This window comes from Rhodanobacteraceae bacterium (assembly GCA_024234055.1).
Classification (GTDB): Bacteria; Pseudomonadota; Gammaproteobacteria; order Xanthomonadales; family SZUA-5; genus JADKFD01.
Map to the genome: position 1 here is coordinate 35001 of JACKOW010000020.1, position 14037 is coordinate 49037.

Genomic DNA, 14037 nt, shown 5'->3' on the forward strand with positions numbered 1-14037 from the left:
TGTAAAACCAATCGCAGAGTCCGCCAGGAAGTGCGCGCCGATGCTCTCGCGCCTGCGCAGGCATGCTTCGACCATCAGGCGCGCAACCAGCAGCTGACGCAGGACTGGTGCACCGGACAGGCAACGCCGCTCCATGACCTGGATTTGATGTAGCGCCGCTTGTAGTCCGTCCTCGGTGCGGAAGATACCCACGTCGTTCCACATCAACTGACGCAACCGCGCCAGTACCATCTGATCATTGGCTGACTCAGCACGCACGGCGTGCCCCGCTGGCGGGTCAACACGGCTAATGGGTGCGACCGGACCCCGCTGCGCAAGCCGTTCACCGAGGGCCTTTCCAAAAGCGAGGGCCTCCAGCAGTGAATTGCTGGCCAGTCGATTGGAGCCATGTACGCCGGTGCAGGCCACCTCGCCGACGGCATAGAGTCCCGGAACCCGAGTCAGACTGTGCAGATCTACCTTGACGCCGCCCATATGGTAATGAGCCGCGGGCACGACCGGAATGAGCTGGACCCTGGGATCCATGTCGCGCTGCTGGCAGGCCTGCACCAGATTCGGGAACCGGGCGCGCAGGGAGCCTGCCAGTGCCCGCGTATCCAGGAAGACTTTGTGCCCTCGGGAAATCTGATCCCAAACGGCGCGGGCCACAACATCACGCGGCGCCAGTTCAGCCTGTGGATGAGCGGCCACCATGAATCTCATGCCCTGATCATTGAGCAGAATGGCGCCGGCGCCGCGTATGGCCTCGGTAATCAGTGGCAGTTGCGGATTGCCGTCACCCTCGACAGGCGCCAGCGCTGTGGGATGGAACTGCACAAATTCCAGATCGGCCGTTTCAGCGCCCGCCAGTTGCGCCAGGGCAATGCCGGACGCATCAGCTTCGGAGGGGTTGCTGGTGTGGCAGTACAGTTGGCCGATGCCGCCCGTTGCGAGAACCACGCTCGGCGCGAGGAGTCGAACAAGATCGCCGCGACGATTGCGCGCAAGAACACCGACCGCCTTGTCTCCCGCTTTCAGGATCTCGCAGACATCGGTGAACTCGTAACGCTCAATTTGGGGATGACGGGCAACCACTTCGCGCAGGGCGCGGATCAGCTCGGCGCCTGTCGCGTCGCCGCCAGCGTGCAGGATACGTGGAAACGAGTGTGCAGCTTCGCGGCCCAACGCCAGTCGGCCATTGACGACGTCGAACTGCATCCCAAGTGATATCAGCCAGCGAACAACATCCGGAGCGCTTTCGGCCAACCAGCGAACAGCGGGCTTGTTGTTGAGGCGCTGCCCGGCGTGGATGGTGTCGGCGGCGTGTTGGCCCGGAGAATCACCGCTACCGATTGCCGCCGCGATGCCGCCTTGGGCCCAGCAGGTGGCGCCATCAAGGCCGAGCACACCACGGCTGACGACTGCCACGCGCAAGCCGCTGGATGCCGACAGGGCGACACTCAGACCGGCTGCGCCGCTGCCGACGACAATCAGATCGTATTGCTCTGACATTCCTGCGCCCCCGCGCCACAACTTCTGGATACGCCCGTGGATTTCGATAGTGTCGCTTGTCGTCCAGAGCAGTTCTGTGAGCCGATGCGCATTCCAGACATCAACGAGGGGCGATTATGCGCCACGACGGTCAGAAAATGACGCATCAGGTCAGGCCGCTTCGCGTCGTCCGATCTCCAGCATGCGCTGCACGGCCCTCCGGGCCTTGCGTGCCACCTCGGGATTGACTTCTACCACGGGAGCCATGTCCCGCAAGGCGCGATAGACCTTGGGTAGCGTGATCCTCTGCATGTGCGGGCACAGATTGCACGGACGCGTGAAGCGGACCGACGGAAACTCGATGGCCAGATTGTCGGCCATGGAGCATTCGGTGATCAGCAGCACCCGGTCCAATTGGCCGCCCCGGATAGCTTCGGTCATGGCGGCAGTGGAGCCTACGAAGTCTGCTTCAGCCAACACGTCAGGAGGACACTCGGGATGCGCCAGCACCGAGATCCCGGGTTCGCGCAAGGCGCGGATCTCGGCACCGGTAAAGCGCTCGTGCACCTCACAACTGCCTTCCCACAGAATCAGGCGTTTGCGGGTCTGGCCGGCGACATGCTTGCCCAGATACTTGTCAGGCAGGAAGATGATGGTGTCGGCATCCAGGGATTCGACGACGTGCAACGCATTGGCCGACGTGCAGCAGACGTCTGATTCAGCCTTCACTTCCGCCGAGGTATTGACATAGGTGACCACCGGCGCGCCCGGATATCTCTGCCGCAACAGTCGCACATCGGCGGCCGTGATCGACTCGGCCAGCGAACAACCGGCGTCAGTGTCGGCGATGAGGACCGTCTTGTCCGGACTGAGGATCTTCGCGGTCTCGGCCATGAAGTGCACGCCGCACAACACGATGACATCCGCCGAGCTGTCGGCGGCTCGCTGCGCCAGCGCCAGCGAATCGCCGACGATGTCGGCAATGCCATGGAAGATCTCCGGCGTCTGGTAGTTGTGCGCCAGGACCACCGCCCGCCGCAGACTCTTGAGCTTGCGTATGGCGTCGATATAGGGAAGATGCACTGCCCACTCATCTGGCGTGATCCGGTCTGACACTCGCGTGTAGAGGTTCGCATACTGCGCAGCCAGGTCGGCATCAAAGGCACGGGGTGCCAGATCAGTGTGTGCCAAGGACACCTCGACTCCTTTTGCTCACTTTGAGCATTAAGACGGGAAAACAAAGCGCCGAAAGAGCCTCGACGCTGTCCGTTATGCTACTTATGAGCAAAACTCTGTCAAGTGCCGGTTGCACACCGTCCCTGCTTGTCGCTATTTATGGCGCATGAGCAAAGCCCGTTACAACATCGATGTCAGCGTTCAAACCCGCTTTCTTGCCGATCAGTCCGATCCGGACAAGCGCCACTATCTGTTTGCCTACACGGTAACCGTGGTCAACTCCGGTGCGGTGGGTGCTCGACTGATGTCACGGCATTGGCGTATCACCGATGCCCACGGCAAGACCCAGGAAGTGCGCGGCGAAGGCGTGATCGGCGAGCAACCCTGGCTGAAACCGGGCGAGCGCTTCGAATACACCAGCAGCGCCGCACTGGAGACCAATGTGGGCAGCATGCATGGCAGCTATCAGATGTTGGCCGACGATGGCACGCTGTTCGAGGCCCCCATCGCCGCGTTCACGCTCTCAATTCCAAGGACCCTGCACTGACATGGATCGCGAGATGTATCGTCGCCACGGATCTGCCTCTGTCAGCGGAGGGCGCACGCCTTGAGCACCTATGCCATCGGTGACGTGCAGGGCTGCTATGACACGCTGTGCCGACTGCTTGAACATCTGCGCTTCGATCCCGTGGCCGATCGCCTCTGGTTCACCGGAGATCTGGTCAATCGCGGCGGACAGTCACTGGAGACGCTGCGATTCATCCGTGGTCTGGGTGATTCGGCGCTGTCGGTGCTGGGCAATCACGATCTGCACCTGATCGCCGAAAGCGTCAAGGCGACCGAGCGTCGTCAAAAGAATCTCGATCTGCGCCGCGTGCTGGAAGCCGATGATGGCGCCGAACTGATCGATTGGCTGCGCCAACGTCCGCTGCTGCATGTGGACAAGACCCTGGGGTTTGCCATGGTCCACGCCGGCCTGTCACCGCAATGGACGTTGGATCGCGCTCGCATCGAAGCCGAGCGAGTGGAAAAAGAATTGCGCGGCAAGGACTTCAAGAATGTGCTGCTGCGCATGTACGGTGATCGCCCTCGGGGATGGAGTCGACGCCTCAAGGGTCTGGACCGCACGCGTGCGGCCATCAATGCCTTCACGCGCATGCGTTACTGCGATCCACGCGGGCAAATTTCTTTCGAAAGCAAGGGCACTCCGGGCACGCAGCCAGCCGGCTACTACCCGTGGTTCGAGGCCCCGGGCCACAAGCCGCGCAGTTACCGTGTGGTCATCGGCCATTGGTCGGCCTTGGGACGGTTTCAGGGCATGGGCGTGTTCGGCGTGGATACCGGCTGCGTCTGGGGTGGAAAGCTGACAGCGCTCAAGCTGCAGGATGAACCCGAGTTCATCGCCGTCGATTGCGCCCAACCGGGCAGTCTGGACGCGGATCCGCAAGCCAAGGACGACATGGGCGACAGCGACTGACGGTCGCTGGCCTCAGTGACTTGACCAGCGCACGAAGTCGAAGGCGTATTCGTGCCTGTCATCGCGCGGGTGATGCTCGCGACTCACTACATGCCAGTGATCCGGGTCCAGTCTCGGGAACCAGGCATCGGCGGCGTCCAGGGTGGTATCGATCTCGGTAGCCTCGACACGACTGACCAGAGGCAGCGCCGCCTGGTAGATCTGGCCGCCCCCGATCACCCACAACAGTCCTTCGGTGTGCTGCTCAACCGCAGCTTCGAGACTGTCCAGACGCACCACACCGGGTCTGCTCCAGCTTGTATCCCGGCTCAACACCCAGTTGCGCCGACCTGGCAGCGGCCTACCGATCGAATCGAAGGTCTTGCGCCCCATCAGTACGGTATGGCCCAAGGTCAGTGCCTTGAAGCGCTTCAGGTCATCCGGTAGTCGCCACGGCAACTGGCCGTCCATGCCAATGGCGCCAGCGCGATCATGGGCGACGATCAGCGCGAGCTCGCGAGTCACGGCGCCGGTGCCACGCCAAGTGCCTCGTAGAGCTCGTCCGGATAGTAGCTGACCCCATTCTTGATCACCCGACGGACCTTGCGCAGAGCCGACATACTGGCAGTCGGGTCGCCATCCACCACGATCAAGTCCGCCAGCCAGCCTGGCGCGATCAAACCCAACTCGTCGGATCGGCGATTGACGGCGGCCGAATCCAGTGTGGCCATGCGCAGCACGCTGGTGGTGGGGATGCCGGCGGCGGCATACAACTCCAGCTCCCGCTGCAAGCCAAATCCCGCCAGCGTATCGGTGCCCGGAATGATGGTCACGCCGGCCTTGAACAGCGCCTGGAGGAACTGCAGCATGGCCGGAAACGCCTTGGAATACGCGGCCTTGTCTGCGGAGTCGGGCTTGAGTCCCCCCAACAGCAGGGAGCGCCGCACCTGCGGCGGCAGGCGCTCGATGACATCGGCGTAGCCCGGTGCAACAGAACCGGCCTCGGACTCGAACATGCTTTCGAAAATGCCAAGTGTGGGATCAACCACCGTCTGTCGACGGACCAGCTGGGCAATGAAGCCCCGGACTTCCTCACTGTCGAGGTCAATGTTCGCGGCATGCTTGCCGATCGCCGTAAAGCGGCTCATGTCGCGGGTATCCGGCGCTTCCTTGCTGAGGAAATTGAGCATCACGAAGTTCATGTGCTGCAGCTCATCGGCACCGGCATCGATGAACTGGGAGGCAACCATGGTCGCCGGCACGTGACCCGACAGACGCAATCCGCGGCTGTGCGCCAGGCGCGCAATCAACGGCACCAGTTCGGGCTTCAGCGAGGAATAGACCTTGATCTGCCGATAGCCCTGATCGGCGTACCAGTTGACCCAGCGCTCGGCATCGCTGGGGCTGTCGACGATCACGCGGGTGGGACCTGTGAACGGCCCAGAGCCATCCATGAAGCCAGCCATGATCACTCGCGGGCCGATCTCGGTGCCTGCCTCGAATCGCTGCACTCGACCGGGCAGCGCCTGCTCGTCATTGGCCAAATCGCGCACGCTGGTGGCGCCGGCGGCAAGATGCAGCAATCCATCGACGGAATCCAGATGGACATGGTTGTCCCACAGCCCCGGCATCAGGAACTTGTCGCTGACGTCGATCCGCTCGATGTCGGCGGGGAGATTCATCTGGTCCTCATCACCCACGGCTGCAATACGGTTGCCCATGATCAGCACGCTGGCCGGGTTCGATTGCCCCGTTCTCGGGTCGAACACCGTGCCTCCATGGTACAGCTGGGCACTTGCCGCGGGATGCGCCAGGGTCTTGGCCAGTTCGGCAGCGCGCTTTTGCAGATGTTCAGCCTGAGCCGCCAACATCGGTTCCAGCCAGGTTTCACGACCCTCCGGCAGGGTACTGGACCACTCACTCACCGTGCCCAGAAATTCGCCCTTGGCGTCAAACCACACCAGCTGGGGGCTGAAACCCAGACCGCTGATCTCATAGGCGACCAGGGTGTGCTTGCGACGCTGATTCCAGCCCGGTTCCGGGATACTCAGCGCCTCACTGATCCGCGCCCTACCGGCCGGCAGCAGTTCAATCTGACCATCGTCATCGGCCAGCAAGGCTCGCGCCAGCACGCCCAGGAACATGGGAGGCGCCTCGATCGGCACATAGAAGTGCTCGTCGGCTCCGGCCATGGACCCTTGTTCGGCGGCACTCTTCCAGTTGGCGACACCGCGAATATTGGTGAACCACTCATCCACCGGCGCCTTGAAATAGTCCTTTCCGGTGATCCGGATCGACGTCGGCAGCTGCCGGGCATCCAGACGCCAGCGTGCCGAAACCTCCGGCCCACGACCGCGATCGTTGTAGGTAAAAGTGGCGATCTGTTCATCACCCTGCTGGGCGTAGACCTCGGTGCCGGCCGCCTTGCCGGCGATCAGCACCGTCGATCTTCGCGCACCCGGAAGGTCGGCAACGTTGTCGGCGAGCACCTGGGCCGGCCAGATCAGCATCAGGCAGAGCACTGCGGCGCGCGCGGCTCGGACGTGCATGGCAAACCTCCCTCAGTGGGCCTCGCCGGTGTATTTCTCGCCGGCCGCGACGTAGAGGTCAAGCCGATTGCCCGGCGGCGGCATCGGGCAGGTCGCAAAGGCGGTGAAGGCACAGGGCGGGTTGTAGGCCTTGTTGAAATCAACCACGATGTGGCCGTCCTTGGGCGGTCCAGCGTACAGATAACGAGCCATGCCGTAGGTTTCCTTGCCGCTGCTGCGATCGGCAATGATCAGAAAGTACTGCTCCTCGCCCTCCTCCACCAGCGCTTCGATGCTGTGGGTCTTGCCGTCTTTCTCGAACACGATGCGGCCGGGATTGGGATAGGACTCCAGGGTACCGACCACGGTCGCGATTTCGATGGTCCGTGGCTCGTCGTAGGCCTCGAAGCGGGCATTGATGCGCCACTGTGGGTCGATGTCGAAATAGGAAATACCCTTGAAGCCCAGCCGCGTGGGGGCCTGGCTGTCCTTCACCCGCAGCGCATGCTTGTCGCCGCGCTCGATGACCTGGAAATTGGCCGTTCCGAAATCAACCACCACCGGACTGCCGTCAGCGGCGGGCGTCAGGTCGAAACTCTCGGCGCTCACTCCGGCGACGCTGGCCTCGACGCCTCTTTCGACTTCGAAACGGGCTTTGCCTTCGCTCCAGCTCAACGTCCCCAGGCGCTTGGGACCACGACCCAGATCGATGTCATTGTCGGGGCCGTTACCCAGCGTCTGGGACACACCTTCAGGCAGCCAGTGCAGTCCAACCAGCGACAGCCAGCCGCCCGGGGCGCTCAACCGTTCGACCCTCGCCGCACGCCAGGCGGCAATTTCCTGTTGATGTGCCGTCATTGCTGCCGAAACGGGGCTGACAACAACGATCAAGGTGGCGAGGCCCAGGGCCAGGTGCGGAAATCTCATGTCTAGTCCCCATCCCGAAACATCCAGGCGCAAGAATGCTTGAATCAGATCCGATGCGCATCCGCATCGGGGCGCTTTGCTTGGATCCCTTGATGGCCATTCACGCGGAGACGACGAACGCCCGACTTTCGCCCCGCTTCTGTCATCGCCGGCGCCACTTTGCGTGTTGCACTGTGCATGAGGTTTGATCGAGGAGAAAGGCCATGCGCTGCTTCGTGCCGGCAACAGACGACGAGATCTACGCCTTCATTGAGCGCTACGGCATCGCCGCACTGGTGCCTTACCGGGTGGACATGCCGGTTGCGCGGCGCGAAGACATCCCAGACGGTGCCGACGACAGTTCCTGGACGGAAATGGACAGCCCCCGCCGCGCCGCCTGAGCGCGCAGCGGCCGGGGCTGCTGCAGGCCTCAGGCCACGCCCAGGTAACGGGCAATGCTCTTGGCCGCCTCGCGGCCTTCGTAGACCGCAGTCACCACCAGATCCGCGCCGCGGACCATATCGCCACCGGCAAACACCTTGTCGTTGCGGGTCTGGAACGGCAATAACTCCCCGTCCTCACCGCCGACTTCGATGCGGCCGTTGGCATGGGCTGTCACCTGCTGTGGCGCCAACCATTGCGGCGGATCCGGCTGGAATCCGAAGGCGATGATTACCGCGTCGGCAGGGATGATGACCTCGGTACCGGGTACATTCTCGGGACGACGACGGCCCTTGGCGTCGGGCGCACCGAGGCGGGTCTCGACCACGCGCACACCCGTCACCTGGCCATCCACACCGACGATTTCCAGCGGCTGTCGATTGAACAGGAACTGCACACCCTCGTCCTTGGCGTTTTTCACCTCGCGCCTGGAGCCCGGCATGTTCTCCTCATCGCGCCGGTACAGGCAGCTGACCGATGTCGCGCCCTGGCGAATGGCCGTGCGAACGCAATCCATGCCGGTGTCGCCGCCGCCCAGCACCAGCACCCGCTGGCCGGACAGATCGATCGCCGGCAGTGGATCTTCCCAGTTCATCACCCGATGAACGTTGGCGATGAGGTAACGCAGCGCTTCATGCACGCCTCGCAGCTTCAGGCCCGGCAAATCGCCATCGACCGCCTTGTAGGTACCCATGCCCATGAACACCGCGTCATAGTCGGCAAGCAGCCGCTCGAAGCTGATGTCGGTACCGACGTTGACACCGAGCTTGAACTGCACGCCCATGCCCTCCAGCAGCAGGCGGCGTTTCTCCACGACCTGCTTTTCGAGCTTGAAGGGCGGAATGCCGAAGGTCAGCAGGCCACCGATCTCGCGCTGCCGGTCAAACACCACGGCATCGATGCCGCGACGCACCAGACCGTCCGCCGCCGCCAGTCCAGCCGGCCCGGCACCGATCACGGCCACCTTCTTGCCGACCCGGCGCACCGAGGACAGATTCGGTTTCCAGCCCAGACGAATGGCTTCATCGGTGATGTATTTCTCGATGGCGCCGATGGTGACTGCGCCGAAGCCGTCATTGAGGGTGCAGGCGCCCTCGCACAAACGATCCTGCGGACACACCCGACCACAGATCTCCGGCAGGGGATTGGTCTCGTGCGACAGCTCCGCCGCTTCGACGATGCGCCCTTCCTCCACCAGCTTCAGCCAGTTCGGAATGTAGTTGTGCACCGGGCACTGCCATTCGCAATAGGGATTGCCGCAATCCAGACAGCGCCCGGACTGATCCGCCGCCACCTCCGGCTGAAACTGCCCGTAGATCTCCGAATAACCGAGCACACGCACGGCCACCGGCAGCTCACGCGGCATTTCACGCTGGACTTTGAGGAATTTCAGGGGGTCATGCATGCAGTGACAACTCCGCTTTTCGATACCTTCGAGGATTGGCGAAGGAAGTAAAACGTGAAACGTGAAACGTCAATCAAAGCAAGGCACATTGACGTTTTACGTTTCACGTTTGACCCTGCTTGCGTCTCAGTTCTTTTCTATGGGAATTCCCGCGCCCATCATGCCGCCCTCTTCAACGTCTCGGTCAAGCTCTCCAGGCTGGCAGCCTTGGGCTTGACCAGCCAGAAGCGCGGCAGAATGTCGCGGAATTCGTCGAGGATTTCGCCCGCCCAGGCGCTGCCGGTTTCGCGTTGGTGGCGGCCCAGGAGCTCGCGCAGATGCGATTCGTGGTTCTCCATGCCTTCGGTGGAGATGCGCACGATATCGATCAGTTCGTGGTTGTAGCGATCAACAAAATCGCGCTCCAGATCAAGCACATAGGCAAAACCGCCGGTGAATCCGGCACCGAAGTTGAGGCCGGTGCGGCCGAGCACCGCCACGCAGCCGCCGGTCATGTATTCGCAGCAGTGGTCGCCACTGCCTTCGACCACCGCCAGGGCGCCCGAGTTGCGCACCCCGAAACGCTCGCCGGCCCGGCCTGCCGCAAACAATTCGCCTCCGGTGGCGCCGTACAGGCAGGTGTTGCCGACAATCACGGTATCTCGCGGCACGAATCCGGCATCCCGCGGCGGACGGATGACGATCTTGCCGCCGGCCATGCCCTTGCCTACGTAGTCATTGGCCTCGCCTTCCAGATCCAGAATCAGGCCGCCGGCGTTCCAGGCACCGAAGCTCTGTCCGGCCGACCCCTTCAGCTTGAAGGTGATCGGCGCGTCTTCCATGCCCAGGTTGCCGTGACGCCGGGCAATTTCCCCCGACACCCGGGCGCCCAGGCTGCGATCGCGATTGCTCACGATGAAGGGAAACTCACCGCCGCGCTTGTGGGCAATGGCCTCGCGCGTGGCAGACACCATCTGCGCCGCCACCAGGCCCTTGTCATACGGGCGATTGCGCTCATCGATGCAGCAATTGGGCGCATCTGTAGCCATGCCGTCCAGACTGAGCAAGGGGCTCAGGTCCAGACGACGCTGCTTGTCGGTATGACCCGGGTGCAGTTTGAGGAACTGGGTGCGGCCAATGATTTCATCGAGCGAGCGCAAGCCCAGCGCCGCCAGGCCTTCGCGCACCTCCATGGCCACAAAACGGAAAAAGTGCTCGACCATTTCCGGCAAACCGACGAAATGCGCCTTGCGCAGCACCGGATGCTGGGTGGCCACGCCAGTGGCGCAGTTGTTGAGATGGCAGATGCGCAGGTACTTGCAGCCCAGCGCCACCATCGGCCCGGTGCCGAAGCCAAAACTCTCGGCGCCGAGCACGGCGGCTTTGAGCACATCCAGACCGGTCTTCAGCCCGCCATCCGTCTGCAGCCGCACCTTCTGCCGCAACTGGTTGCGCTTGAGGGTCTGATGGGCCTCAGACAAACCCAGTTCCCAGGGCGTGCCGGCGTATTTGATCGAGGTCAGCGGGCTGGCGCCGGTGCCGCCATCGTGACCGGAAATGGTGATCAGATCGGCGTAGGCCTTAACCACGCCGGCGGCAATCGTGCCGACCCCGGCATGGGCCACCAGCTTGACCGAGACCAGCGCGTCCGGGTTGATCTCCTTGAGATCGTAGATCAGCTGGGCCAGATCCTCGATGGAATAGATGTCGTGATGCGGCGGCGGTGAAATCAGGCCGATACCCGGGCGTGCGTAGCGCAATCGGGCAATGGTCTCATCGACCTTGTGGCCGGGCAGCTGCCCGCCCTCGCCCGGCTTGGCACCCTGCGCCACCTTGATCTGCAGCACTTCGGCGTTGATCAGGTATTCGGGCGTGACGCCGAAGCGACCGGACGCCACCTGCTTGATCTTGCTCATGCGCTCAGTGCCGTAGCGCGCAGGATCTTCGCCACCTTCACCGGAATTCGAGCGTGCGCCGAGGCGATTCATGGCGATGGCCAGGGCCTCATGCGCCTCGGGCGAGAGCGCGCCCAGGGACATGCCGGCCGAATCAAAGCGACGAACAATGGACTCCACCGACTCCACCTGATCGAGCGGAATGGGCGGACGGTCGCTATGCAAATCCATCAGATCACGCAGAGCCGATGGCGGGCGGCTGTTCACCACGTCGGCGTACTCGCGGTAAAGCTCGTAGTCCCCGGCGCGCACCGCCGCTTGCAGCCGCGCGATCACATCCGGGTTGTACATGTGGTACTCGCCACCCTGCACGAACTTCAGCAAGCCACCGGGATCAACCAGGCTGTTGGCGTTCCAGGCCTGCACTGCCATGGACCGCTGCTCGGACTCGATTTCGGCAAAGCCGGCGCCCTCGATGCGACTGGGCGTGCCGGTGAAGCAGCGCTCGACGACCTCACTGGCCAGACCGACGATCTCGAAGAGTTGCGCGCCTCGATAGCTGTCGATGCAGGAAATGCCCATCTTCGACAGGATCTTCAGCAGGCCCTTGCGGATGCCGCGTCGGTAACTGCGACCGATCTCCATCGGCTCGCCAAAGCGCCGCTTGATACGTCCACCGCGCACCAGCGACAGCAGGCTCTGATAGGCCAGATATGGCTGCACCGCGGTGGCACCAAAGCCGATGAGGCAGGCGAAGTGATGCGGATCGCGAGCGGTAGCGGTCTCGACCAGGATGTTGCAGGCTGCCCGCAGGCCATTGCGTGTCAGATGCTGATGCACTGCACCCACTGCCAGCAGCGCATGCGCCGGAATCTTGTCAGGGGCGGTGTGGCGATCAGTCAGGAACACCAGCAGTGTGCCGTCTCGCACGGCCTCCTCGGCCTGAAGACAGAATCGCTCCAGCGCGGCTTCCAGGCGCTCGGATTCGGGATAATTGATGTCGATCTCGATGTAGCCGCCGAAATCGGCCATCGACAGGATCTGCTTGAGCTTGCGCTGCGACAGGATTGGCGAATTCAGCACGATCTGGCGCGCATACCGCGGCGCCGCCTCGAAGACATTGCATTCGCGGCCGAGCTGGGTCATCAGCGACATCACCCGCTGCTCGCGCAAGCTGTCGATAGGCGGGTTGGTGACCTGGGCGAAGGCCTGGCGGAAATAGGCATAAAGTGAGCGTGGCTTGCTCGACATCACCGCCACCGGCGTGTCATCTCCCATCGAGCCGGTGGCTTCCGATTCGGCTTCGGCCAGATACTTGAGCACGGTATCGCGCTCTTCGCGGGTCAGATTGAACAGCTTCTGGTGCACCGCCAGCGTCGGCGCATCCATCGGCTCCAGCGCCAGACTGGGGTCGATCAGCGAATTGTTGAGGAAGCGCACGCCGGACTTCATCCAGCGCTTGAACGGTGCCCGGCCACGATTGATGGCATCGATATCGGCACTCTTCAGGAACTCACCGCGCAGCAGATCGACCGCCACCATCTCGCCGGGGCCAAGCCGTCCTTTTTCGACCACCTCGGCGGCGTCCACATCGAACACGCCTGCTTCCGAGGCAATCACCACATGGCGATCACGGGTGACCAGATAGCGCGCCGGCCGCAGGCCGTTGCGGTCCAGCGTACACGCCGCGTAGCGCCCGTCGAGCAGAACGATGCCGGCGGGTCCGTCCCAGGGCTCCATGTGCAGCTGGTAGTACTCGTAGAAGGCCTTGATGTCGCCATCGAGATCCTCACGATCTCGCCAGGCCGGCGGGATCAGCACGCGCATGGCCTGCAGCAGATCCATGCCGCCCACCAGCAGCAGTTCGAGCATGTTGTCCAGCGTCTGCGAGTCCGAACCGGTCATGGACACCAGGGGCTGCAGATCACGGAAATCGACCAGCGGCGAACGGAAGCGCGGTCCGCGCGCGCGCATCCAGTTGCGATTGCCCTGGATCGAATTGATCTCGCCATTGTGGGCGAGAAAGCGAAAGGGCTGCGCCAGTGGCCAGCGCGGCATCGTGTTGGTCGAGAAACGCTGATGGAACGTAACCGCGCTGGTGCATAGATCGGCTCGCGCCAGATCCTTGAAGAAGGCCGGCAGAAATTCCGGCATGACCATGCCCTTGTAGGCGAAGACATGCGCGGACAGCGACACCACGTAGAATTCAGGCAGGTCAGCCAACGCGATCTCGGTTCGCCGCCTTGCCTGGAACAACAGGCGCTCCAGGGCGGAGAGATCCAGATCCTCACGCACGCCCACATAGACCTGGGCGATCGCAGGCAAGGTACTCAGCGCCTGCTCGCCACAAACCGAAGTATCAACGGGTACCTCGCGCCATCCGGCCAGCAGCAGACCGGCGGCGCCGAGTTCGGACTCCAGGGTGACTCGCGCGCGCGTGGCGTATGCCTCGTCATGCGGCAGGAACACGATGCCAGAGGCAAAACTCTCCGGCAGGGAAATTCCCGCCTCGGCCGCCAGTTGCCGCAGAAAGCTTTCCGGCCGGCGAATCAGCAGACCACAGCCATCGCCGCTCTTGCCGTCGGCCGCCACCGCGCCACGATGGGTCATGCGCTTGAGCGCATCCAGGGCGGCATCGACGATGGCCCGCGACGGACGATCATCCAACTGGGCGATCAGTCCAAAGCCGCAGCTGTCCTTCTCGAACGCCGGATCGTACATCCCGGAATGCCCACCCGCGTGTGTCATGCCGCCTCCACCTTGCGTTGAAAGCCAGCCTTC

Annotated in this window: 10 protein-coding genes (1 of these 10 cut by a window edge); 3 read left to right on the top strand and 7 right to left on the bottom strand. The window is 63.0% G+C overall.

Features of this window, described 5'->3' with window-relative positions; translation table 11 throughout:
• Together nadB and nadA are read right to left on the bottom strand one after the other, a co-directional pair.
• On the bottom strand, window positions 1–1491 hold the 5' portion of the coding sequence (gene nadB, locus H7A19_19700; protein ID MCP5477054.1) for an L-aspartate oxidase. 30 nt of this gene lie to the left of the window's left edge; 1491 of the gene's 1521 nt are visible here — the first part of the coding sequence; its start codon is at window positions 1489–1491; the stop codon falls past the left edge of the window.
• Window positions 1492–1641: 150 nt separating this feature from the next.
• On the bottom strand, window positions 1642–2646 hold the full coding sequence (nadA, locus tag H7A19_19705) for a quinolinate synthase NadA (protein ID MCP5477055.1): 1005 nt from the start codon (window positions 2644–2646) through the stop codon (window positions 1642–1644).
• Between the two features lie 166 nt (window positions 2647–2812).
• Here nadA and apaG point away from each other — a divergent pair, with 166 nt between their 5' ends.
• The gene (apaG, locus tag H7A19_19710; protein ID MCP5477056.1) at window positions 2813–3193 is read left to right on the top strand and encodes a Co2+/Mg2+ efflux protein ApaG; all 381 of its coding nucleotides are present in this window, start codon (window positions 2813–2815) and stop codon (window positions 3191–3193) included.
• Window positions 3194–3253: 60 nt separating this feature from the next.
• The gene (locus H7A19_19715; GenBank protein MCP5477057.1) at window positions 3254–4123 is read left to right on the top strand and encodes a symmetrical bis(5'-nucleosyl)-tetraphosphatase; all 870 of its coding nucleotides are present in this window, start codon (window positions 3254–3256) and stop codon (window positions 4121–4123) included.
• A 12-nt stretch (window positions 4124–4135) separates the two neighbouring features.
• Here H7A19_19715 and H7A19_19720 read toward each other — a convergent pair whose 3' ends face one another.
• The 3 genes from H7A19_19720 to H7A19_19730 are packed head-to-tail and all read right to left on the bottom strand — an operon-like array spanning window position 4136 to window position 7557.
• Window positions 4136–4627: a dihydrofolate reductase gene (locus tag H7A19_19720; protein MCP5477058.1), complete on the bottom strand. Its 492-nt coding sequence runs from the start codon at window positions 4625–4627 to the stop codon at window positions 4136–4138.
• Window positions 4624–6651, bottom strand: coding sequence for an amidohydrolase family protein (locus tag H7A19_19725; protein ID MCP5477059.1), 2028 nt, complete (start codon window positions 6649–6651; stop codon window positions 4624–4626). Before H7A19_19725 ends, H7A19_19720 begins: the two co-directional genes overlap by 4 nt.
• Before the next feature lie 12 nt (window positions 6652–6663).
• Complete coding sequence (locus H7A19_19730; GenBank protein ID MCP5477060.1) at window positions 6664–7557, bottom strand: DUF1684 domain-containing protein; 894 nt, start codon at window positions 7555–7557, stop codon at window positions 6664–6666.
• 203 nt (window positions 7558–7760) lie between these two features.
• On the opposite strand from H7A19_19730, the gene H7A19_19735 reads away from it, so the two are divergent.
• Window positions 7761–7937 (top strand): hypothetical protein, encoded by a 177-nt coding sequence (locus tag H7A19_19735; protein ID MCP5477061.1) that lies wholly within the window; start codon window positions 7761–7763, stop codon window positions 7935–7937.
• 29 nt (window positions 7938–7966) lie between these two features.
• On the opposite strand, the gene H7A19_19740 is transcribed toward H7A19_19735, so the two are convergent.
• A complete protein-coding gene (locus H7A19_19740; GenBank protein ID MCP5477062.1) occupies window positions 7967–9382 on the bottom strand; it encodes an FAD-dependent oxidoreductase in 1416 nt (471 codons plus the stop codon).
• A 158-nt stretch (window positions 9383–9540) separates the two neighbouring features.
• Entirely contained in the window at window positions 9541–14004 is a 4464-nt protein-coding gene (gltB, locus tag H7A19_19745) for a glutamate synthase large subunit (protein MCP5477063.1), read from the bottom strand.
• Between the last annotated feature and the right edge of the window lie 33 nt (window positions 14005–14037).

Bases quoted from the DNA above. Each gene is read 5' to 3' on its own strand.
- H7A19_19735 (MCP5477061.1), top strand. From the start codon at position 7,761: ATGCGCTGCTTCGTGCCGGCAACAGACGACGAGATCTACGCCTTCATT.
- H7A19_19740 (MCP5477062.1), bottom strand. From the start codon at position 9,382: ATGCATGACCCCCTGAAATTCCTCAAAGTCCAGCGTGAAATGCCGCGT.
- H7A19_19725 (MCP5477059.1), bottom strand. From the start codon at position 6,651: ATGCACGTCCGAGCCGCGCGCGCCGCAGTGCTCTGCCTGATGCTGATC.
- gltB (MCP5477063.1), bottom strand. From the start codon at position 14,004: ATGACACACGCGGGTGGGCATTCCGGGATGTACGATCCGGCGTTCGAG.
- apaG (MCP5477056.1), top strand. From the start codon at position 2,813: ATGAGCAAAGCCCGTTACAACATCGATGTCAGCGTTCAAACCCGCTTT.
- H7A19_19730 (MCP5477060.1), bottom strand. From the start codon at position 7,557: ATGAGATTTCCGCACCTGGCCCTGGGCCTCGCCACCTTGATCGTTGTT.